At 67.7% G+C, this 22,731-nt stretch carries 16 protein-coding genes; 8 read left to right on the plus strand and 8 right to left on the minus strand.

The features are described 5' to 3' along the window. Positions 1-82 precede the first annotated feature (82 nt). Positions 83-601, plus strand: coding sequence for a DinB family protein (locus ACQCSY_RS01120; RefSeq protein WP_427132460.1), 519 nt, complete (start codon positions 83-85; stop codon positions 599-601). Between the two features lie 133 nt (positions 602-734). Here the strand turns inward: ACQCSY_RS01120 and cydD are convergent, their stop codons facing one another. From cydD to ACQCSY_RS01135, 3 genes are read right to left on the minus strand one after another with little or no spacing between them, the layout of a single operon-like run. After that, the gene (gene cydD, locus ACQCSY_RS01125) at positions 735-4,337 is read right to left on the minus strand and encodes a thiol reductant ABC exporter subunit CydD (RefSeq protein ID WP_427132461.1); all 3,603 of its coding nucleotides are present in this window, start codon (positions 4,335-4,337) and stop codon (positions 735-737) included. 6 nt (positions 4,338-4,343) lie between these two features. Next, positions 4,344-5,393: a cytochrome d ubiquinol oxidase subunit II gene (gene cydB / locus ACQCSY_RS01130; RefSeq protein WP_427132463.1), complete on the minus strand. Its 1,050-nt coding sequence runs from the start codon at positions 5,391-5,393 to the stop codon at positions 4,344-4,346. A 36-nt stretch (positions 5,394-5,429) separates the two neighbouring features. Continuing rightward, the gene (locus ACQCSY_RS01135) at positions 5,430-7,031 is read right to left on the minus strand and encodes a cytochrome ubiquinol oxidase subunit I (RefSeq protein WP_427132465.1); all 1,602 of its coding nucleotides are present in this window, start codon (positions 7,029-7,031) and stop codon (positions 5,430-5,432) included. A 333-nt stretch (positions 7,032-7,364) separates the two neighbouring features. Here ACQCSY_RS01135 and ACQCSY_RS01140 point away from each other — a divergent pair, with 333 nt between their 5' ends. After that, positions 7,365-7,751 carry a BlaI/MecI/CopY family transcriptional regulator gene (locus ACQCSY_RS01140; RefSeq protein WP_427132467.1) on the plus strand — a complete coding sequence of 129 codons (387 nt, stop codon included), beginning with the start codon at positions 7,365-7,367 and terminating at the stop codon, positions 7,749-7,751. Positions 7,752-7,757: 6 nt separating this feature from the next. Then, positions 7,758-8,747, plus strand: coding sequence for a M56 family metallopeptidase (locus tag ACQCSY_RS01145; protein ID WP_427132469.1), 990 nt, complete (start codon positions 7,758-7,760; stop codon positions 8,745-8,747). 24 nt (positions 8,748-8,771) lie between these two features. On the opposite strand, the gene ACQCSY_RS01150 is transcribed toward ACQCSY_RS01145, so the two are convergent. Then, positions 8,772-10,880 carry a DNA gyrase/topoisomerase IV subunit B gene (locus tag ACQCSY_RS01150; RefSeq protein WP_427132471.1) on the minus strand — a complete coding sequence of 703 codons (2,109 nt, stop codon included), beginning with the start codon at positions 10,878-10,880 and terminating at the stop codon, positions 8,772-8,774. Between the two features lie 237 nt (positions 10,881-11,117). On the opposite strand from ACQCSY_RS01150, the gene ACQCSY_RS01155 reads away from it, so the two are divergent. From ACQCSY_RS01155 to ACQCSY_RS01170, 4 genes are all read left to right on the plus strand, one after another. Beyond that, on the plus strand, positions 11,118-11,339 hold the full coding sequence (locus ACQCSY_RS01155) for a DUF7455 domain-containing protein (protein WP_427132472.1): 222 nt from the start codon (positions 11,118-11,120) through the stop codon (positions 11,337-11,339). Between the two features lie 1,908 nt (positions 11,340-13,247). After that, entirely contained in the window at positions 13,248-13,946 is a 699-nt protein-coding gene (locus ACQCSY_RS01160; protein WP_427135590.1) for an ABC transporter ATP-binding protein, read from the plus strand. After that, positions 13,943-14,218: a hypothetical protein gene (locus tag ACQCSY_RS01165; protein ID WP_427132473.1), complete on the plus strand. Its 276-nt coding sequence runs from the start codon at positions 13,943-13,945 to the stop codon at positions 14,216-14,218. Before ACQCSY_RS01160 ends, ACQCSY_RS01165 begins: the two co-directional genes overlap by 4 nt. Positions 14,219-14,271: 53 nt before the next feature. Beyond that, positions 14,272-15,126 carry an ABC transporter permease gene (locus tag ACQCSY_RS01170; protein WP_427132474.1) on the plus strand — a complete coding sequence of 285 codons (855 nt, stop codon included), beginning with the start codon at positions 14,272-14,274 and terminating at the stop codon, positions 15,124-15,126. A gap of 148 nt (positions 15,127-15,274) precedes the next feature. On the opposite strand, the gene ACQCSY_RS01175 is transcribed toward ACQCSY_RS01170, so the two are convergent. The 4 genes from ACQCSY_RS01175 to ACQCSY_RS01190 all read right to left on the minus strand — a co-directional run bounded on the left by ACQCSY_RS01175 (position 15,275) and on the right by ACQCSY_RS01190 (position 20,640). Continuing rightward, positions 15,275-16,618 carry an RNA polymerase sigma factor gene (locus tag ACQCSY_RS01175; RefSeq protein WP_427132476.1) on the minus strand — a complete coding sequence of 448 codons (1,344 nt, stop codon included), beginning with the start codon at positions 16,616-16,618 and terminating at the stop codon, positions 15,275-15,277. A gap of 267 nt (positions 16,619-16,885) precedes the next feature. Further along, the gene (locus tag ACQCSY_RS01180; RefSeq protein WP_427132478.1) at positions 16,886-18,226 is read right to left on the minus strand and encodes a DUF4192 family protein; all 1,341 of its coding nucleotides are present in this window, start codon (positions 18,224-18,226) and stop codon (positions 16,886-16,888) included. A 78-nt stretch (positions 18,227-18,304) separates the two neighbouring features. Beyond that, on the minus strand, positions 18,305-19,636 hold the full coding sequence (locus ACQCSY_RS01185) for an MFS transporter (protein ID WP_427132480.1): 1,332 nt from the start codon (positions 19,634-19,636) through the stop codon (positions 18,305-18,307). A gap of 65 nt (positions 19,637-19,701) precedes the next feature. Next, the gene (locus tag ACQCSY_RS01190; RefSeq protein ID WP_427132481.1) at positions 19,702-20,640 is read right to left on the minus strand and encodes a proteasome assembly chaperone family protein; all 939 of its coding nucleotides are present in this window, start codon (positions 20,638-20,640) and stop codon (positions 19,702-19,704) included. Between the two features lie 298 nt (positions 20,641-20,938). On the opposite strand from ACQCSY_RS01190, the gene ACQCSY_RS01195 reads away from it, so the two are divergent. Next, positions 20,939-22,465, plus strand: coding sequence for a leucyl aminopeptidase (locus tag ACQCSY_RS01195; protein WP_427132483.1), 1,527 nt, complete (start codon positions 20,939-20,941; stop codon positions 22,463-22,465). The last annotated feature ends 266 nt before the right edge of the window (positions 22,466-22,731 follow it).

A 22,731-nucleotide genomic window follows, 5' to 3' on the forward strand; every position in this document is an offset into this window, starting at 1 on the left:
GAGGGATGGTTCAGACGCCCAGGTCAGCTCTAAACCACGCCCGCATCATCGGGTCCGGGAGGAGTGCGCCTAGACTACTGCCATGCCGATCATCCCCGATGAAAAAGACTGGACCTGGGTCCTGGCCACGCCGTGTCCCGATTGCGGCTTCGACGCCGCCACCGTCACGCCGTCGACCGTCCCGGGAACCGTGGTGAACATGCTTCCGCGATGGCGTGCCGTGCTTCGCCGGGAGGATGTTGGCGTCCGGCCCAACGACCACACGTGGTCTGCGCTGGAGTACGCCTGCCATGTGCGCGATGTCTTCAGCCTGTTCGACCAGCGGCTCAACCTCATGCTGGCCGAGGACGACGCCCGTTTCGCCAATTGGGACCAGGACCAGGCAGCGATCGACGGCGACTATGCCGGCGCGGATCCCCGCACGGTGGCTGATGAGCTGATAGCCGAGGGCGAACAGATCGCTGCGACCTTCGCCGCCGTCGTCGAGGACGAGTGGCAGCGGACCGGAACCCGCAGCAACGGTTCGGTGTTCACGGTCCTGACCTTCGCGCAGTACTTCCTGCACGACGTCGTCCATCACCTTCACGATGTGGACGGCTAGCTAGAGCGTGGACGGCTAGAGTCGCTTGTCCCACGCCGCGCTGCGGCTGACGGCGGCGTAACCCATCTTGAAGTACAGGGCGAGAGCGCCGGTGGGGTTCTCCGAGGCGACGTCCGGGGATGCCTTGTCCGGCCTAGCCGCGCGCCAGAACCGGGGCGGCGGTGATGGCCGCGGCCTCGTCGAGGTCCAGGCGGCTGTCGCCCGCGGCGATGTCGTCCGGGTTGTGCGTTACGAGGACGACGGTGCGGTCCCGGAGCCCATGCCGCAGTTCGGCCAGCATGGCCCGGCCCGCGTCCGCATCGAGGTGCGCCGTCGGTTCATCGAGCAGGATCACATCAGCCCCTGTCATGAGCGTGCGGGCGACAGCCAGGCGCTGGCGCTCCCCTCCGCTGAGGAACGCCCCGCCCGGACCGATCCGTGTGTCCAGCCCGTCATCGAGCCCGGCCAGCACGGGCCCGAGGCCCACCGCGGCGAGGGCCGCCCGCATCTGATCCTCCAGCCCTGCCCGCACTGTGTCCCGGGACGGGTCCGGGTCCGGGGACTGGTCCGGGGACGGGTCCAGCCGGGTGACGGGCGTCTCCGGCCGTCCCAGCATCAGGTTGCCGCGGATGGTCGAGTCGAACAGATGCGCCTCCTGCGGGCACCAGGCGGCCCGGCCGCTCAGGTACAGGTGGCCGCCCGCCGCGGGCAGGAAGCCAAGGATCACGGCCAGCAGGGTCGACTTGCCGGACCCGGACGCACCGGTCACGGAAAGCCAGCGCCCCGGTCCGGCGGACGCCGTGAGCCCGGAAAAGACGGCGTCGCCACCGGGCCACGCGGCCGCGAGCCCCGCAAGTTCGATCCCCGGGACGCCGCCGGGCCGTGTCGGCACCGGCACCAGGCCGCCGGGCACCTCCTCCGGCGCCCGCCCCGGGCTGCCCTCAAGGACGCCTGCCTCGCTGATGCGCCGCAGCACGGCGCGCAGCGCCGGGTACTGGCGGACCGCCGTCGTGATGGCCGCATACGGTTCCACGAGCGCAAGCTGCAGCAGTACGACGACGGCGACCGTCGCGGGCGCGACCGCGCCGCTGAGGGCCAGCGGTGCGGCAAGCATCGCGCTGGCGAGGGCGGCGGCGCAGCAGGCCAGCACCGTCAGGCTTTGGCCGAGCCCTTCGGCCCATGCGGAACGCTGGGAGGCTGCCGTCGCGGAGCGGTCGATCCGGCCGATGGCGGCGAGCACCGGACCGGTTACACCGTTCGCGTGCAGTTCGGCGCGGGCGTCCAGGGCGGCCGCGACATCGCGCAGCCCGCCGGAACGGAGCTGTTGTTCGGTGCCGGCGGACATCCGGTCGGCGGCCAGCGCCAACGCCGGTGCGGCGAGGAGGCTCAGCAGCGCGGCGGCGGCCACCGCCGGGAGGGCCACCGGCAGCAGCAGCCCGATGCCCGTGACGGCGGCTGCGGCAACGGCCACGGCGGTCAGCGGCGGGAGGACCACGCGGGGCAGCAGTTCCCGGACGGTATCGACGTCGTCCACCACGGTGCCGAGGACGTTGCCGCCCTGCAGGAGCCTGCGAAGGGACAGGGCACGGCGGCTCAGCGACTCCCAGAGCCGGCCCCGGAGCCGGGTCAGGGCGGCGAACACCGCGTCGTGCAGCAGGAGCCGCTCGGCGTAGCGCAGGGCAGCGCGCCCGACGCCGAAGAACCGCACGCCCACGATCGCGGTGAGCAGGTACAGGATGGGCGGCTGCTCGCTGGCGCGGATGATCAGCCAGCCGGACAGCCCGGCAAGGGCGACGGCGAAGAGCGCCGCCAGGGTGCCCACGGCACCGGCCGCGGCAAACCGGGCCGCCACGGGGGCCAGCAGGCGGCGCAGCTGCGCTGTTGTACTTCCTGTACCGCCGGCGGCTATCCCGGAGGCGGGGGTGCCGGAGACGGTTGTGCCGGAAGCGGTTGTGCCTGCCGGAGCACCGGGGGCGGCAGCGGCGGCCGTGGCAGTCTCGACGCCGCCGCCGACGGCGAGCGGAACTGGAGCCTGTTCCTGCGCCCGTGCCAGGACCGGAGCCTGTGCCTGCGCCCGTGACTGTGCCTGGACCCGCCGTCCCGCGGCTGCACCCTCGCGGTGAGGTGCCACCGCCACGAGCTCATCGGCCAGCTCCCGGGTCTGCCGGTCGTGGGCCACGAGCAGCACTGTGACCTTTCCGCGCAGTGCGGCGATGGCGCGGCTGACCATGGTGGCCGATTCCCGGTCAAGGTGGGCGGTGGGTTCGTCCAGCAGCAGCACGGTGGCTCCGGCCTCGATCCGTGCCAGCCCGCGGGCCAGCGCCACGCGGCGCAGCTCCCCCGGGCTGAGCTCGGCCGGGTGCTTTGCAGCCAGGTGGGCCGCGGCAACGGCCGCCAGGCAGCGGCGGGCTGCAGCATCGGCCGAGGCATCCCCGCCTGGAGCTCCCAGGTACAGCCGGACCTCGTCCAGCACCGTGGGCGCCACCATCACGGGATGCTGCGGCACCCAGGCGATATCCGCCGTCGTGAATCCTGCGATGCGTCCGGTGACAACCGTTCCGGTGCCTGCCCCGACGGTACCGGCCAGCACCCCCAGCACGGTGCTCTTGCCGGCGCCGCTGGGCCCGTCGAGGGCCGTGATCCTGCCGGGAGCCGCGCTGAAGCTCAGCGGCCCGACGGCGGCGTCCGTCCGGCCGCTGTAGCGGACCGTCAGCGCGTCGACGCTGACTGCGGGAGGCCGGGCGGCCTGGCCCGGCGCGGCGGCGAGGCCGGCGTCGAAGTCAGCCGCGGCGAGGCCGGAGGCGTGTGCCGGGCTGAGCGGTGTGGCTCCCGGGTCCTCGAGGACCGCGGTGGTTTCTGCGAGCGCGGCACGGCCTTCATCGCTGGCGTGGTGGGCCGTGCCGAGTTCCCGCAGCGGAAGGTAGCAGTCGGGGGCCAGGATCAGTGCGAGCAGTCCGGCTTCGAGGGCCATGTCGCCGTTGACCAGGCGGACGCCGATGAAGACGGCCACCACGGCCACGGAAATGGTGGCGATGAGTTCCAGCGCGAGGGCGGAGAGGAACGCGGTGCGCAGGGTGCCCATGGTCCGAAAGCGGTACTCCTCCGAGATGTCCTCGAGGGCCTTCCGCTGGGCGGTGGCGCGGCCCAGGCCGACCAGGACCGGGAGGCCCTTGGCGAGCTCGAGCATGTGGCCGGACAGCCGGGCGAGCGCGGACTGGGCTTCCCGCACCCGTTCCTGGGTGTAACGCCCGATCAGGACCATGAACAGCGGCACGAGCGGCACGGTCAGCACGATCACCGCCGCGCTGATCCAGTCAGCGAACAGGATGCGTGCCCCCAGCAGCAGCGGGATCGCCGCACAGTTGACCAGGGCGGGAAGGAACTGGGTGTAGTAACTGTCCAGGGCGTCCAGTCCCCGCGTGGCCAGCACAGCGAGTCCGCCGTCAGAGGGCCCGGCAGACCGGGTCCCGTTGCGCAGGGCGCGTTCCAGCAGCTGCCGGCGAAGTTCCTCCTTGACGCCCAAGGCCGCACGTCGTGACGCCACCGCCTGCGCCCACACCGTGAGGGAGCGCAGGACGGCCCCGGCCAGGCCCCAGGCGAGCTGTTCACCCCAGGCCGGGTTGTGGGCCATCAGCCCGGCGAGCATGGACGCGACCGCCTGGCCCATCAGCACCAGGGACAGCGCCTTCAGTGCGGCGAGCAGGCCCAGCAGGTAGAGGGCGGAACGAGTTGCGGGGCCGGCCGGGAACGGTCTCATCAGGTATTAGTCCTTGGGTGCCAGCGCTTTGGCGGCGATCGCGGGAAGGAAGCTGTGGGCCTCGGGAATGTGCGCGGCGCTCACCCGGCGCCGGAAGACCCAGTACGTCCACGCCTGGTACGCCAGGACCAGGGGCAGGCCGATGCACGCCACGATGCTCATCAGGCCCAGGGTGTAGTCCGAGGATGAAGCGTTGGAGATCGTGAGGTTGAACTGCGGGTTCAGCGTAGACGGCAGCACCACGGGGAAGGCGGCACCGAAGATCGACGCGCTGCCGAGGAGGAGGAAGACGCCCAGGGACAGGAACGCCTGGCCCTCGGCGCCGTTACGCGCGAAATTCCACGCCACGGCGGCGGCCACGACCGCGGCGACGACCGCGACGACGGTCCAGGCCTCCCCGCTGAGCAGCTGCAGGCTCACCGCCCAGCCCGCGATGGGCAGGAGCAGCACGGGCAGCAGCCGGACGAACCATTGGCGGGCCCGGTGGCGGACGTCGCCGTCGGTCTTCAGGGCCAGGAACGCCAGCCCGTGCAGGAGCGAGAACCCGACGACGGCGAGGCCGCCGAGCACGGCGTAGGCGTTGAACCAGGCGAACGGGCCGCCCTCGCGGTCGCCGTTCGCATTCAGCGGCAGTCCCGTGGTGGTGAGCGCCAGCGCGGCGCCGACGCCGAAGGCCGCCACGAGGGAACCGGCCGAGATGGCCCAGTCCCAGCGGGCACGCCACTGCGGCGTGTCCACCTTGCCCCGGTATTCGAAGGCCACGGCGCGGAAGATGAGAGCCACAAGGACCAGCAGCAGCGGCAGGTACAGCGCGGAGAACAGGGAGGCGTACCAGAGCGGGAAGGCCGCGAAGGTGGCGCCTCCCGCGGTCAGGAGCCAGACCTCGTTGCCGTCCCAGACCGGGCCGATCGTGTTGAGCAGGACGCGGCGTTCGGTGTTGTTCCGGGCGAACCCCTTCATCAGCATGCCGACGCCGAGGTCAAAGCCCTCGAGAAAGAGATAGCCCGTCCACAGCACCGCGATGGCAATGAACCAGATGGTGGGTAGCAGTTCCATGCTGAGAATCCTCTGCGCTTCGTGGTTTGCGGTTGCTTAGTAGGCGAATGCCAGGACGTCGTCGCCTGCCCCGGGCTTGCCGGGTGTCCCGTCCCCGGGCGGGACGTTGTCCTTGCCGGCGGCCGCGTGGGCGAGTTCCGGCATGGCCGAGACCACGCCGCCCCGGATGTACTTGACCAGGAGCCTGACCTCGACCACCAGCAGCACCGCGTACACGGCGGTCAGCACCACGAGGGAGGTCAGGATTTCACCGGCGGACACTGCCGGGGAGACGGCGGCGGCGGTGAACATGAAGACCTGGTCGATCCCGCTGGGATCCGGGTTCGGGGCGACGACGAACGGCTGCCGTCCCATCTCCGTGAAGATCCAGCCCGCGGCATTGGCACCGAAGGGGGCCAGGATCCCGAACACGGCCAGGCGCATGAGTCCGCGGGAGGCCGGGACCGTGCCGTTGCGGGTGAGCCAGAGTGCCACGAGCGCCGCGAGGGCTGCCAGTCCGCCGAAGCCGATCATCATCCGGAAGCCCCAGTAGGTGACTTCCATGACGGGCACGTACTGGATGTCCTGGCCCGCCCGGTCCCCGTAGATCGGGTTGTCCGGGAGAGTGGCGCCGTACTTGGACTTGTAATCGTCCAGCAGGCTGTTCACGCCCTTGACCTCGGTGGTGAAGTCGCCCTTGGCCAGGAAGGACAGGATGCCGGGGACCTCGATCACGGCGACGATGTCGTCGCAGTTCTTGGATCCGAGGTTGCCGACGCTGAGCACGGAGAAGCCGGTGCCGTCGTGGCAGGCAGCCTCCGCGGCGGCCATCTTCATGGGCTGCTGTTCGAACATGAGCTTGCCCTGCAGGTCACCGGTGACCGCGGTGCCGGCAAAGGAAATCATGGCGACGACGGCGCCGATCCGCAGCGAGCGGATCCAGACGGCGTGGTCGGCGCGGTCGCGTCCGGGGATGGCGGCGGCCTCGCCGGGGATCACCTTGCCATCCGCCCCGACGGTGTCGATGCCGTCGTGGCGGCGGCGCCACAGGTGGTACCAGGCGATGCCCAGCAGGAATGCCCCGGCGACGGCGAGGGCGCCGAACAGCGTGTGCGGGACGGCGACGAGGGCCGTGTTGTTGGTGAAGACTGCCCAGGCGTCGGTCATGACGGGCCGGCCGTTGATCATCTGGACGCCCACCGGGTGCTGCATCCAGCTGTTGGCCACGATGATGAAGTAGGCGGAGAAGGCGGAACCGATGACGGCAATCCAGAGGCAGGCCAGGTGGACGCCGCGCTTGAGCTGCTTCCAGCCGAAGATCCAGAGTCCCAGGAAGGTGGATTCCACGAAGAACGCCAGCAGGGCTTCCATGGCCAGCGGGGCCCCGAAGACGTCGCCGACGAAGCGGCTGTATTCACTCCAGGCCATGCCGAACTGGAATTCCTGCACGATGCCGGTGGCGACGCCCATGATGAAGTTGATCAGGAAGAGCTTGCCCCAGAACTTGGTCATCCGGAGGTACTCCGCCTTGCCGGTGCGGTACCAGAGCGTCTGGATCACGGCCACGACCAGGCCCAGGCCCATCGTGAGCGGCACCATCATGAAGTGGTAGACCGTGGTGATGCCGAATTGCCAGCGTGCGATTTCCAAGGCGTCCAAGGCAGTCCCTACTTTTGACTAGGCTCGAGCAATTTCTACGCTACGTAGAACTATTACTTCTACAGAGTGTAGAACACATCGGGGCTCCCCCGTAACCCAGACTCCCACGGCATGTCACAGCCCGCAATGGTGCCACAGCGGGACGGCAGGGGGCCGCACCGGTTCTTTCCCGCTGCTGCCGGCGACACGCCGGAGCGGCCCTGTTCTACCTCATGTAGAAAGAATGCGCAAAACGCGGTAAATTTGAGACTGAAGTATTCACACACCGCCCCGGCAGGCATGATCATCACGCCAGCATCGCGCCGGAGCGGCCGTCAAAGAAGGACGTTTGGAATGGCAAGTCTCGGTGAACTGGAACGGGCAGTGATGGATCTGCTTTGGGCAGGGCAAGAGGCTGCAACGGCCAACACCCTGCGGGACATGCTCGCGCAGAGCACCCGCCCCCAGGACGGCACCGCCGGCCACGAAGGCAAGGACCTGGCCGTCACCACCGTGCTCACCGTGCTCTCCCGCCTCGAGCGGAAGGGCCTCGTCGAGCGCGAACGCGGCACCCGCCCGCACCGGTACCAGGCGGTCTCCAGCCGTGCGGATCACACCGCGGAACTCATGCACGAGGTGCTGGGCTCCGCTCCGGACCGCGAAGCCGTGCTGGCTCGGTTCATTGGTTCCGTCACGGACACGGAAGCGGAAACATTGCGCAAACTGCTGGGCCGCAGCTAGCGCCCGATGTTCTGGACCTCATATTTTCTGGCGGTCCTGGCGATAGTACTGGCATGGCCGGTGCCTATCCTGCTTTCCCGTGCCCATTGGCCGGCCCGTTCCCCGTTCACGGCGATGCTGCTCTGGCAGGCGATCGCCCTGGCCGGCGGCCTGTCCATGATCGGCGCCATGCTGGTCTACGGGCTGGAACCGATCGGGGACAACCTGCTGGCCGGCCTCAGGGCCCTGGCCGGCATGGTCTTCAACAACGCGCCCACCACCGATCTGGGCTTCTGGCACATCTTCGCGCTGTCCGCCGCGGCACTCCTGACGGCCCACCTCGTGTTCACCCTGCTGCTGACGTACTACAAGATCCAGCGCCAGCGGCGGCGGCACCGGGAACTGCTGGACCTGCTCGCCTCACCGTCCGCTGACGGCCCGGGGACCATGGTCATCAGCGTGGATTCCCCCGTGGCCTACTGCCTGCCGGGCGGCGCGCGCTCTGTGACGGTCCTGTCCGACGGGCTGATGGCCGCCCTCGAACCCGCCGAACTGCGTGCCGTGCTGATCCACGAAAACGCCCACCTGAGCCAGCGTCACCATCTCCTGCTGTGGGCTTTCGCCGCCTGGCGCCAGGCGCTGCCGTGGCTTCCGACCACCCGGCTGGCGCAGGAAGCGGTCAATTCGCTGATCGAGATGCTCGCCGACGACGTCGCGTTGAAGACCGAAAGCAAGGCCACCCTCATCAAGGCGATCGCCATCGTGGCGAGCGGCTCCCCCGGCGCCCCCGCGGGCCGTCTGGCGTTCAGCGAGCCCGGGCTGTCCGACGTCGATTCCGGCCAGCCCGGTGCCACCGGAGGATCCGGGTCTGCCCGCACGACGGCGTCCCGCGTCAGCCGCCTGCTCTCACCGCAGCCTCCGCTTCCGGAAGCGCTGCGCGCCGCAGTACTGGCGGCGTGCCTGCTGCTGCTGGCGCTGCCGACGGCGCTGTTGCTCGTCCCCGGCCTGCTCGGCTGACCCGCCAGGGCTGGAGAGGGCGGATCAGGCGTCGATCCGCTCGCGGTCCAGGCTCGCGGCGCCGGCGATGATGAAGTCCTTGCGGGGCGCGACGTCGGAGCCCATCAGCAGGTCGAAGGTGTCCTCGGCGTGCTTCGCGTTCTCGATCCCCACCTTGCGCAGGGTACGGTGCCGCGGGTCCATCGTGGTCTCGGCCAGCTGCTCCGCGTCCATCTCGCCCAGGCCTTTATAGCGCTGGATGGGTTCCTTGTACCGCTTGCCCTCCTTGGCGAGCCTGGCCAGCAGGACGTGGAGTTCGGCCTCGGAGTAGGTGTAGATCATCTCGTTGGCCTTCTGGCCGGCGTTGATGACCTCCACCCGGTGCAGCGGCGGGACGGCGGCAAAGACGCGCCCCTCGTCGATCATCGGGCGCATGTAGCGGAAGAAAAGTGTCAGGAGCAGGGTCCGAATGTGGGCGCCGTCGACGTCGGCGTCCGTCATGAGGATCACCTTGCCGTAGCGGGCGGCGCTGATGTCGAAACTCCGGCCGGAGCCGGCGCCCACCACCTGGATGAGGGCGGCGCACTCGGCGTTGGAGAGCATGTCCCCCACCGAGGCCTTCTGGACGTTCAGGATCTTCCCGCGGATCGGCAGCAGCGCCTGGAAGTCGGAGGAGCGCGCCAGCTTGGCCGTGCCGAGGGCCGAGTCGCCTTCCACGATGAAGAGTTCGGAGCGGGCGACGTCGTCCGTGCGGCAGTCCGCGAGCTTGGTGGGCATCGAGGAGGTCTCCAGGGCGTTCTTGCGGCGCTGGGTTTCCTTGTGGACGCGGGCCGAGATGCGGGACTTCATCTCGCTGACGACCTTTTCCAGCAGCAGCGCGGACTGGGCCTTGTCGTTGCGGTTTGCCGAGGTCAGCTTGGCATTGATTTCCTGCTCCACGACTTTCGCCACGATGGCGCGGACGGCGGAGGTGCCCAGGATTTCCTTGGTCTGGCCCTCGAACTGCGGCTCGGCCAGGCGGACCGTCAGGACGGCGGTGAGCCCGGCAAAGATGTCGTCCTTTTCAATCTTGTCGTTCCCGGCCTTGAGCTTGCGGGCATTGGTTTCCACGGCCTTGCGGAAGGTCTTGAGCAGCGCCTGCTCGAAGCCGGACTGGTGGGTTCCGCCCTTGGGCGTGGAGATGATGTTGACGAAGCTGCGCACGGTGCTGTCGTAGCCGATCCCCCAGCGCAGCGCGGCGTCGACTTCGCAGTCCCGCTCGACCTCGGCGAGCTGGCTGTGGCCCTTCTCGTCAATGACCGGCACGGTTTCCTTGAACTTGCCGGCACCGTGCAGGCGCCAGATGTCGGTGACGGCGGGGTCGGCGGCGAGGAAATCGACGAACTCGGACAAACCGCCGTCGTGGTGGAAGACCTCCTCGTGCGGGCCGGACTCGCCCGGCGTGCCGGCGACCCTGCGCTCGTCCCGGACCGTCAGCTTCAGTCCGGGGACCAGGAAGGAGGTCTGGCGGGCGCGCGCGGCGAGCTCGTCATAGGAGAATTTGGCGTCCGGAGTAAAGATCTGGCGGTCCGCCCAGTAGCGGATCCGCGTTCCGGTGACGCCGCGCTTGGCCTTGCCCACCACATCCAGCACGGAACCGTCCACGAAGGGCTCGAAGAGTGTTGCCGGGTCCGGCCTGGTGCCCGGGTCCTTGAAGCGGCCGGGCTCGCCGCGGCGGAAGGACATCTTGTAGGTCTTGCCGCCGCGGTCCACCTCGACGTCCAGCCGGGCGGACAGGGCGTTCACCACGGAGGCGCCGACGCCGTGCAGGCCGCCCGAGGCGGTGTAGGAGCCGCCGCCGAACTTGCCGCCGGCGTGCAGCTTGGTGAAGACCACCTCGACGCCGGTCAGCCCGGTCTTCGGTTCGAGGTCCACCGGGACGCCGCGGCCGTCGTCGTGGATCTCCACCGAGTTGTCCGCGTGCAGGATGATCTTGATGTCGTGGCCGAAACCGGCGAGGGCCTCGTCGACGGAGTTGTCGATGATCTCCCAGAGGCAGTGCATGAGCCCGCGGGAGTCCGTAGAGCCGATGTACATGCCCGGGCGCTTGCGGACGGCCTCAAGGCCCTCCAGCACTGAGAGATGCCGGGCGGTGTAATCAGAACTGGGTGCCACGGGTCGTGAACTCCTTCAGGAACGGGACAGTCACATGCGGACAGTCAGAGCATTTGACGCTCATCCTAGGTTAGTCGGACTCCCGCCCTGCACCCGTTTGCCACTCCCCGCTGGCCCGGAGCACAGGAACCCGTTACCGAGACGTGATACGCGGACAGCGAACGTGGACCATCCATGCAATGCTTTGGCTGCGAATACTGGTTATATAGGTATACCGAACTACCAAGGAGGCCGATCATGACAACAGCAGTTGCGGACCGCACACTCACCACCGTTGACCGGTGCGATCGTTGCGGAGCACAGGCATATGTCCGGGTTGTTCTCGGAGCCTCCGGCGGTGAGCTTCTTTTCTGCGGCCACCACGCACGCGCCGTAGAACCGACACTCAGGCCGCTCAGCTCAGACTGGCACGACGAGACAGGCCGCCTTCAGGAGAAGGCACCGCTTCCGGTCGACTAGACCAACGCTTTCAGCTCGGCGCCTGGACGACAACTCGTCGACGGCCTTGGCCTTGGCCATGACCTGAAACCAAAAACCAGGGTCCCTCCGTGCCGGAGGGGCCCTGGTTTTTTTGTTGTCCGCTTCTTGCTCGTCCGCTTCTTGTCACCCTAACCGTCTGCCTCGGGCGTGTTGCTCCCGGACGCAAGGCGGCCACCGCGTGAACTTCGCCCGGTGGGCCGTTGCCCTCGCCGTCTTCGTCATCATCGCTTCCGCAAGCGTCGGCTGAAGGCCCGGCACGATGCCTCTCTGAAGCCCTGCGCAACAGCCGGCTTGCGCTGCCGGACTCCTACACCGTCACCGCCTGTGAAGACCGCCTGACCCAGTTTCCGGGCATGACCCTCGTCCGCGGGCCAGCTTGCGTCGTCATCAGAGTCACCGATCCCGAGGCACGAAAGTCGTCCGCGGTCTCCGTCCAGATGTACGGGGGTTCCTGCCCATAGCCCGCACTGTGCCGTCGTGCAAATGGCCTCCGCAATGGGGGCAAACCCCAATGCCAAAATCTCTGTGTCCAATCAGGCTCAACAACAGGCTTCGGGGACGGCCGCCTGGGCAGCCAAAGGAACCGTGGCTGTGGCGCTTGCTCAATATCCACGACCGGATAGTGGGCGGCTATAGGCTGTGAGTGCATCTCTCGCAGGGAGGTTCTGTGGGGAGTTACCGATTGGGGTAGAGATGAGGATTTTCAGGCACGTCGTTATGCCAGTGGCTTGGTTGGCGGTGTTCGCCATCATAGCCGTGGCGTTAGTCAAAATCGCCTTCGTCGACGGAATGAAGCCAGAACCCGCTGTGGCTGGGCCGGGGGCGGCAGTCGCCATTCCGGTGGTCCAGGCAACTCGGACCACCGTAACCAATACGGTTCAAGTCAAGGCAACCATCCAGAGTGACGCCCCGGTGGCTGTCCGAAGCACAGCAGCTGGCGTGGTGACGCACATTTTTCTGTCATCTGGAACCAAGGTGGAGTTGGGGGAACGGCTGTACCAAGTCCGTACTGAGGTTCCAGCTGAACCACGGTTGGCGGACGTTGCTGGCATGACGACGACGGCGGCAGGCCAGCCTGGTGGGCCGGCTCCGGAGCAGACCCGGACGATTCCTCGTCCCGCCTATACCTACACGGATGTGTTCGCTCCCGCGTCGGTGAACTGGAAACTCTCACGGTGCTGATCAACCAGCAGGTGGGCGTGGGCGACCTTACCGGAACCGTGAACCCCGGGACCTTCACTGTCAGCGGATCAGTCGACGCCTCACAGCAGTACCGGCTGCTGGCCAAGCCAGGTTCCGCGCAGATATCCGTTGTCGGGGGCCCCGCACCATTTGAGTGTCCCTCCGTGGTGTTGAAGAGCGCGGTCAGCGACGGTGCAGGGAGCGCTGGAGGAAACGCCTCCGGCGGAATTTCCGGAGGTGCGGGCCGCTCGGTTCCGTACGCCGCCGCCATCCCGGGCGGAGGCGGGACCGGCGAACAGGGTGGCGCACCAACCGGAACAATCAGCTGCGCCGTCCCGTCCGGGGTTGAGGTATTTGCTGGACTGGGCGCGACAATGGCTGTGACCGCCGGCCAGGCCACCGATGTCATCACCGTGCCGCTCACTTCCGTGCAGGGCAGCGTCAAGGAAGGATCGGTCTGGCTGTCTCCGGCAAGCGCAGCCCCCGGTCCCGATACCGGACCGCCGGCAGGAGGCCCGGACGGGCAACCTCAGCAGCGAAGGTCCAGCTGGGTCTCAATGACGGCTCCAAAGTTGAGATCGTCTCCGGCCTTGCCGAAGGGGAATCTGTCCTCGAGTTCATTCCCGGCGCCCCTGCACAGATGCAACCGGGCCCGCAGTTCGCCGGGCCCGGCTCGTACCCGGCCGGAGGCTGATTGTGGAGGAACTGGTGTCTCTCAAGGGCGTAACACGGACCGTCCGGCTGCCGGACGATCAGGAACTGCATGTTCTCAGAGGCGTGGATCTCACTGTCCGCGGTGGCGACCACATGGCGGTGATCGGACGATCCGGGTGTGGAAAATCAACCTTGCTGAACCTGCTCGGACTACTGGACTTGCCCACCAGCGGCGAACTCTGCTTCCAGGGAACGCCAGTGGAGCAACTCGGCAGCAACGCGAGGGCAAAACTGCGGGGGTCATCAGTGGGCTTCGTGTTCCAGCAGTTCAACCTTTTGCCGGGCCGCAGCGCACTGGACATCGTGATCACGCCTCTGCTGTACGCTCGCGGTGCTGCCTTCTGGCGACGCCGGGAACTTGCCATGGACATGCTGGACCGGGTGGGCCTTGCCCGGCGTGCGCAGACCCTGCCTAATATGCTCTCCGGTGGTGAACAGCAAAGGGTGGCGATAGCAAGAGCGCTGGTTCGCCGGCCGCGGCTGATCCTGGCGGACGAACCCACAGGGGCGCTTGACGTAGACACAGGGCAGGCAGTCATGGCCCTGCTCGATGTCGTGGCGACGGAATCAGCAGCCGCCCTCGTGACCATCACGCACGACGTCAATGTCGCCGCTTTGGCGCGCGCCTGCTACCGCCTGGAATCAGGCGTTCTCACCTCGGCCGAGGTCCCGGCGGGGGTGCCCGCGTGACCGGCGTGGCTTCGGCCCTGGTGGAGGCGTGGCAGGAGCTTCGGATCAACAAGACACGCATTCTATTGGCGCTGCTGGGAGTGGCCCTTTCGGTTGCAGCCCTGACCTCGGTGGTGGGTGTAGGAAATCTGGCGCGTGAGGGGTTCAAAGCGACCTCCGAACGTAACGGCGGCCGTTCGGCGATCCTGGGCGTAGGAGTCTATGGCCCTAGCCAACCGAATCCGCAGAAACTCGAGGAAGCCTACCGCGCATCATCCAGCGCTACGGCATAGCGTACTACTCACGTTCGGCCCAGGCGCAGCAGTCATTCCAGTTTCCGCGCGGCGTGCGGCAGGTACAGCTGCAATTGGTGGATCCCGGCTACGGCATCATTCACCGGCTGGACGTCAGCCAAGGAGGCTGGTTTGCGGCCGACGACGAGGAACGACTGGCCCCCGCGCTGGTCGTTTCAGAGGCGTTCTACACCGCTGCCGGGCGACCAAACCTGACCACAAATCCGAAGGTGAAGTTGATTGGCAACCAGGAAACAACCGCGGTGATGATCGGAGTGGTTCCGGATCCGTACCCGGAGTCACCGCCGTCGGCCTATATGCTGACGGGCGCCGCGGAACAGGCCGGAGTCCCCGGATCAGGACCCTGGCAGTTCAAACTCTGGGTCCAGGACGGCCAGGCCGACGCGCTCAAGGCAGCCATCATCTCAGACCTTCAACGGCAGTTCCCGGGCATGCAGGCCCAGGCTGACCGCATGGACTACGCCAGTCACGGAGATCCGTTCGCGACGGTCCAGCTGGCCGTGGGCGGTATTGCCGGGCTCGTTTTGCTCCTGGGGGCGGTCGGAATGCTGAATATTTCCATGGTCACCGTGCGGTACCGGGTGCGTGAAATCGGCATCCGGCGCAGCTTCGGGGCCACGTCCCGACGGATATTTCTCGGCGTCATGATGGAGTCTGTGGTGGCGACGGCAGTGGCCGGGATGGCCGGCGTGATGCTGGCCGTTGCCGTGGTCAAGAACCCTTGGATCGAATCCAAAATCGCGCCGGGCCTGAGTCACTATCCAGCATCTCCGGTTGAGGCGGCGATGCTGGGACTTGGTTCTGCCGTGCTGGTGGGTGCGTTAGCCGGAGCGATACCCGCCCTTGTCGCAATCCGCGTCAAGGTGATCGACGCTATCCGATTCTAGGGACCGCAGCGGTCGCCAGCCCACTGCCTGACAAAGCGCCCGTTCAGGGTTCCGCCAAGTAGGCGCGGACGAATCCAGACTCTGGGCTAAACAGCAAGGGCCTCCGCCGGAGGTGATCCGGCGGAGGCCCTTGCTGAATGTCCCGTGCTTAGTCCAGGTAGTCGCGCAGCACCTGTGACCGCGACGGGTGCCGCAGCTTGGACATAGTCTTGGATTCAATCTGGCGGATCCGCTCACGCGTCACGCCATAGACCTTTCCGATTTCGTCTAAAGTCTTCGGCTGCCCGTCAGTCAGGCCGAAGCGCATCGCCACCACACCTGCTTCACGTTCCGAGAGCGTGTCCAGCACCGAGTGCAGCTGTTCCTGCAGCAGGGTGAAGCTCACGGCATCGGCCGGGACCACGGCCTCGGAGTCCTCGATCAGGTCACCGAATTCGGAGTCGCCGTCCTCGCCGAGCGGCGTGTGCAGGGAGATGGGCTCGCGCCCGTACTTCTGGACCTCGACGACCTTCTCCGGAGTCATGTCCAGCTCGAGGGCCAACTCCTCCGGGGTGGGTTCGCGGCCCAGGTCCTGCAGCATCTGGCGCTGCACGCGTGCCAGCTTGTTGATGACTTCCACCATGTGCACCGGGATGCGGATGGTGCGGGCCTGGTCGGCCATGGCCCGGGTGATCGCCTGGCGAATCCACCAAGTGGCGTAGGTAGAGAACTTGAAGCCCTTGGTGTAGTCGAACTTCTCGACGGCACGGATCAGGCCCAGGTTGCCTTCCTGGATCAGGTCCAGGAACAGCATGCCGCGGCCGGTGTAGCGCTTGGCCAGCGACACCACGAGGCGGAGGTTGGCCTCCAGCAGGTGGTTCTTGGCGCGCTTGCCGTCATGGATGACGAATTCGAGTTCACGCTTGAGCTTCGGATCCATGGTGCCGTCGTCGGCGGCGATCTTCTCCTCGGCAAAGAGCCCGGCTTCGATCCGCAGGGCCAGGTCCACTTCCTGCTCAGCGTTCAGCAGGGCGACCTTGCCGATCTGCTTCAGGTAATCCTTGACGGGGTCTGCCGTGGCGCCGGCGGACATGACCTGCTGCACGGGGGCGTCGTCGTCGTCGGCGTCGGAGTACACGAAGCCGGAGCCGGTCGAGGCTGCGGCCTTGCCTGCGACCTCTTCGCCGTCTTCGCCGAGTTCGGCGGCGTCGGGTGTGATGTCATCGAGGTCCGCCTCGACTTCGACGTCATCGGAGTCGTCGTCTGACTGACCACGGGCGGATTTGCCGGCGGCTTCCGCCGCGGCTTTAGCGCCGGGCTTGGGCCCGCGCTTCTTGGGCTCAGGCTTGGCGACTCCCGATACGGTGTCGCCGCCCTCGGTGGAAGCTGCGTCTTTGACAGCCTTGTTGGCTGCACGCGTGGCGGCGCGCTTGGCGTTCGTCGCCGCCTTCTTCTCCTCAGGGGACAATTCGGCCTGGTCGGCGGGTTCCTTCTTCGCGGAAGACGGGGTCACAGAAAACCTTTCTAGCAGCGGTCTGCGGAATCGCCATACGGGCAACACCACTATGACCCTGTCAAGTCCGTGTTTCACATCAGGTGCAACCACGGCCAGCAGAGCCACTTACTAGAACTGCTGGGGCGGCCGTAATGTTCCCTGTTTCCAAGGTTCACTGCGAGCACTTGATACACGGACCCAACCGGGTCTCGGCAACTATTGTCTCACGGTTTTTGGACTCGGTGTCTTTCCCGGGCGCAGCGTGCGCAATATTCCGGCGGATCCTCAGGCCGCGTCCGGCGCGAACTTCTGCCATGCGGCTTCCCGCCTGGCCGCCCAGCCGCAGAGGGTGCCCCGCCGGGCGAGTTCCGCCAGCAGTTCGGCCAGCCGGTACCCCGGGTACTCGTGCACTGCCTGGCGGAACAGTGCGTCGGCGAAGGACCCTCTGCCCCGGCACCATTCGATCCAGCCCCGCGCCGTCAGCGAGGCAGCCCGCGCCTCCGCGCCACCGTCACCGCCCAGTTGCACCAGGACCCGCTCCAGCTTCACCATCAGGGCCCAGTCCGGAACCGAGGGCGCCAGGCCGAGCAAGACGTCCCCGTAGCCCGGAGCCTCGTGCGGACCGCCGACGGGGCCGGGCGCAGGCCCGGGTGGCTCCTCCGCCGGGAAGCCCTCCAGCATCGGCATCGGAGCAGGCGGCGGGGCGGCGGGAGGCTGCGTGCCGGGGGGCCGGGTGAGGGTGCGGGTGTCGAACACAGCGAATTCCTCGGCGCCGCGTTCGGCCGCGGCCCGGCCGGCCGCCGCCATCACCAGCACGGCGTCGCGCCAGGCCTGGACGCACAGACTGGCGCGCAGGTAGCCGGCGAGCCCCGGGGAAAGGTCCGGGGTGCGGTCCGGGGGAAGGCCCGGCGGGGCTCCCGGGGACGAAGCGGCCCGCAGGACCCGCATCCAGACGTCCAGCACCTGCCCGAACTGGGCCCTATCCCGCCGGCGCCCGGAGAACTCCTGCGACCAGCCCAGCTCAGCTTCAAGTGTGGCCGGATCCGGGCGCCGCAGCGGCAGCTCCGCCGCGGGAGCACCCGGCGCAGCGCCTACCCTGCTGCCGCGGAAGACCATTTCCGCGTTGAGCCGGCTGTTCCTGATCTCGTCGACCGGCCGCCCTGGCGGGGCGCAGCACGCCGGATCGCTGCAGTACGCGTTCCGCCAGTACTCCGCCCCGATGATCCAGGCGTCCCGAAGCGGCATGCCCGCTTCCTCGAGGGCGAGCTCCAGCTCTGTCAGGAGGCGGGCCCAGAGGGCACCGTCACCGGTACCGTCGATGTCGCCGCCGTCACTGTCGCCGTCACCCCCGGTGAAGAAAGCCAGCAGCGAGCCGTCCGCGGCGTCGTCGGCCTCGAGATAGGACGCGACGGTGCGGGCGAAACCGGCAAAGCCGGCAGTACCGCCGACTGTCCTGCCGGAACCGCCGCCGGGACCTGGCAGGTCAATCCGCAGCGTGGCGCCGAGCCGTTTGCCCTGCAAGGTCATGGCCACGAGGCTGTTCTGCGGCCAGTAGCCCAGTGAATGCGGAATGAAGCCGAGGATGTCTTCGGGGCCGGTGATTCTCAGGTGATCGGGAGCTGTCATGAAGCCAGCTTCGCGCGGGCCGCGTCCGCGCGTCAGTCCTGGCAGGCGCTATGTGGACAACCGGCGGGAACCTGGGCCTCAGGGCGTGCGGCGGCGTTCCGCGCTGAGCCTGCGCTGCCGGGCGAGGGCCGTGAGCAGCGGCAGGACCACGACTCCCTGGGCCGCCATCTGACGGCGGACTTTCCGCCGGGTCGCGAGGATGGCGCCGGCCCCGCCGGCCAGCAGCAGGAACTGGACGCTCAAGGCGACGCGGAACGGATCAAGGGCATACAGCTCGCCCTGGGAGAAGCCGGTGGCGTGCAGGACGTCAAGCACCAGGCCGATCAGGAAGATGGCCACGAGCGAGGCGATGAATCCGCCCACGTTCACGATCCCGGTGGCCGTTCCGAGCCGGTGTGCCGGGTTGAAGGTCCGCGCGAAGTCGAAGCCGATCATGGAGCCGGGGCCGCCGATGGCCAGCACCACCACGAGTCCGGCCAGCAGCCAGAGCGGGGACCTGCCCGGCATCAGCAGCACGGCCGCCCAGGCTGCCGCGGTGGCACCCGAGATCAGCAGAACCATGGTGGACCGCCGCAGGGGGTGCCTGGCGACAAAGCTGCCCATCAGGGGTCCGGCAGCGATGGCGGCGGCCACATAGAGCGTCATCAGGGCCGAGACCGTCCCGGGATCCAGTCCCTGCGCGGAAATCAGGAAGGGGTAGCCCCAGGTCATCGCAAAGACCGTGCCGCCGAACTGGACAGTAAAGTGGCTCCACAGGCCGAGCCGGGTTCCGGGCTGCCGCCAGGCGTGCGCGAGGGAAATACCGGTGGCGCGCAGCCCCTGCGACGGTTCCGGGGCCGGATGTCCGGGCGGCAGGTCCTGGAGCAGGACCAGCACGAGGACGACGGCGAGGCCCGACATCGCTGCCAGTGTCAGGAAGGCGGGGGTCCAGCCGGCTGAGTGCAGGATCATGGCGAACGGCACCACGCTAAAAAGCTGTCCCAACTGCCCGGACATGCCGGTCAGCTGGGTCAGCAGCGGAACGCGGGCCGGGGCAAACCAGAGCGGGAGAAGCCGGATCACCGAGATGAAGGTCATGGCGTCGCCCGCTCCGACCAGCACCCGGCCCAGCACGCCGCCCGGGATGTTCTCCGCGAACGCCAACTGCAGCTGCCCGAGCCCCATCAGCAGGGCGCCGCCGGCCACCATGGCGCGGGAGCCGAAACGGTCCACCAGCACGCCCACCGGAATCTGCAGCGCGGCATAAACCAGAAGCTGCAGCACGGTGAAGAAGGAGATTTCGGCCGCGCTGGCATGAAAGCGTTCCGTGGCTTCAAGCCCGACGACCCCGAAGGAGGTGCGCTGGCTGACCGCCACGAGGTACGCGAAGATCCCGATGATCCAGATCAGCCAGGCGCGGGGTGAGGTCACTCCCCCATTATGCCCGCCGTCGGATAAATAGTATTTATTCTCCGGGTTCTTTACGTGCCGGGTTGTTACGCGCCAGGTTCTTTGCGCGCCAGGTAGGCCTCCACGGCGGCGCCGAGTGCGTCGGCATTGGGAAGCTGATCATTCTCGTCGGCGAGCAGGGAACGCCGCACGGTCCCTTCGGCCTTCTCGTCGTAGCGGGTCTCCAGCCGCGACACCACCTGCTGGACTTCCTCCGAGGCGTCGATCTGCTCGGCGATCTGGCGCCCCACCTCCCGGCCGGCCTCACGGAGGCGGTCTGTAGGGAGCATCAGCGAAGTGGCCGCGCCCAGGTACTCCAGTCCGGCGACGGCGGCCGTCGGGTATTCGGCTTCGGCAAGGTAGTGCGGCACATGGATCACATAGCCGGCCACGTTACGGCCGGCTTCCGTCAGCCGCAGCTCCAGGATGTGGCCCACCGCGGCGGGAACCTCGACGGTCGGCTTCCAGACCGAGATCCCCTCGATCAGGTCCGGCCGGTTGCCGTGAACGGTCACCCCGACCGGCCGGGTGTGCGGCACCGGCATGGGAATGGAATGGATCCAGGTGGCGAGGTTGACGTCCAGCTCTTCGACGATGCCGACGACGGCGCGGGCGAACCGTTCCCATTGCAGGTCCGGTTCGAAGCCGGCGAGGAGCAGGAACGGACTTCCCAGCCCGTCGACGAGCCGGTACAGCGCCAAGCTCGGGGCCTGGTAGTCCTGCAGGTGGTCCTCGACGAAACTGATCTGCGGGCGCCGGGTCCGGTAATCGATGAGCTGATCGGCGTCGAATTCGGCGATCATCTCGGAGTCGAGGGTGTCCAGCAGCTCGGCGGTGATCTGCTTGACGACGTGGCCGGCGTCGGCGAATCCGGTGAAACCCATGACCAGGTTCAGTCCGCGCAGCTCAGGGCTGTGGAACAGCGCGCCATCACGCGAGTAAAGCGATTCGGGGTCCAGCAAGGAGCCGGAAATCCGTTCAATCACGGCATGTTCCTTTCACGGTAGCGGCGGTGGGAGGATCGGGGCCAAGGCAAGCGAGGCGGTGGCGCCGTTACCAGCTACAACGCCCCGGAGTCCGGGCTAATTCCTGCCCGTGGTGTGCTCCAGCTCTCATTCAATTGAATTCCGGCCCTGCGGAGAGACTACGATCGGAACTGGCCTTATTGACGGCTTTGCAGACCCTTAGGTCGCGTCTCATGCCGACGGCGGCCCAGGTTCCCATGGCAGGGCGCCGAACATGCAGTTCCTGCCGAAAAATCACAGAGAATTGAGGACTGTCCTCGTGGTCAAGAATACTGAAGTCAAACTTAGTGCAATCGCAGGGGACCTCAAGAAGTCCCCCAGCGATGCCCTCGTCATCGGCGTGGGACAGGGCCCGGACGGCCCCGTGCTGTTGGACAACCCGCTGACGGCCAAGGCCGCGGAGGCCCTGGCGGAAACACTGAGCGTTCTTGGCATCACCGGGGCGGCCGACCAGGCCCACCGCCTGCCTGGCCTGCCGGAAGCCGGGGCCACCGTGCTGATGCTCGCCGGCGTCGGCAAGCTGTCCGCGAAAGAGCCGCTCTCCGAGGAAGCCCTCCGCCGCGCCGCCGGCTCGGCTGTCCGCCAGCTGGCCGGCGTCACCACCGTCACCCTGGCACTGCCGACGGCGTCCCTCGCCGATGTCGCGGCCGTCGCCGAGGGCGCCGCCATGGGCGCCTACTCCTTCACTGAGTACCGCTCCTCCAAGGACGGGCTGAAGGACCCGGTGAAAAACGTCGTCATCCGCACCGGCTTCGCCACGGACAAGGCCCTCCAGCCCGTCCTGGACCGTGCGGCCCTGATCGGCAAGGCCGTGAACGCGACCCGCTCGCTGGTCAACCAGCCGCCGAGCCACCTCTACCCCGAGTCCTTTGCCGAAGCGGCCAGGGAGCTGTCCAAGGGACTGCCCGTCAAGGTGACCGTCTGGGACGAGAAGCGCCTCGAGAAGGAGGGCTTCGGCGGCATCCTCGGCGTCGGCAAGGGCTCCACCCGGCAGCCGCGACTGGTGAAGGTCGAATACGCGCCGGCCAAGGCCACGGCCAAGATCGCCCTGGTGGGCAAGGGCATCACCTTCGACACGGGCGGCATTTCCATCAAGCCGGCCCTGGGCATGGGCGACATGAAGAGCGACATGGCGGGTGCCGCCGTCGTCCTTAACACCGTGCTGGCCCTCGCCGGCCTGGGCCTGCCCGTCAAGGCGACCGCCTGGCTGTGCATCGCGGAGAACATGCCTTCCGGCGCGGCCCAGCGTCCCGCCGACGTCCTGACCATGTTCGGCGGCAAGACGGTGGAGGTCCTTAACACCGACGCCGAGGGCCGCCTGGTCATGGCCGATGGCATCGTCGCGGCGAGCCAGGAATTCCCGGACGCCATCATCGACGTCGCGACGCTCACCGGCGCGCAGCTGATCGCCCTGGGCGACCGCACCGCCGGCGTCATGGGTTCGGACTCCGTCACCGGCCCGCTCAAGGCCGCCGCGGACCGCGCCGGCGAGCTGGTCTGGCCGATGCCGCTGCCGGAAGAGCTGCGGGCCAGCCTCGATTCCCAGGTTGCCGACATCGCCAACATCGGAGAACGCCACGGCGGCATGATGACCGCGGCCGTGTTCCTGCGCGAATTCGTGGGCAAGCGCAAGGACGGCGAGCAGATCCCGTGGGCGCACATTGACATTGCCGGCCCGTCGTTCAACAACGGCAGCCCCTACGGCTACAACCACAAGCAAGGCACCGGCTCCACCGTCCGCACCCTGGTGGCCTACGTCGAGGGCCTCCTGGCCCCGGCCGTCTAGCGGCCACCTGACAGCCACCTGACAGCCACCTGACAGCCACCTGACGGTTCCGCTGCTTTGTGACCGGGGCAGTGATGCCCTGGCCACAACGCCGCGTGACACTGGACACAAGCGCTCCACAAACGCCACGGCAAGGTGGAGCATGTATTAGTGGTTCGCTAAGGTGAACCTCGGTAGTCCCGGCTCACGTAGCCACAAACAATAGTCACAAATGAAAGGGAACCGGCCGGCTGGCATAATCACGGCAGGCAAGTTCCAAGACCAGA

The sequence above is a fragment of the Pseudarthrobacter sp. S9 genome, assembly GCF_050156545.1.
Lineage (GTDB): Bacteria > Actinomycetota > Actinomycetes > Actinomycetales > Micrococcaceae > Arthrobacter.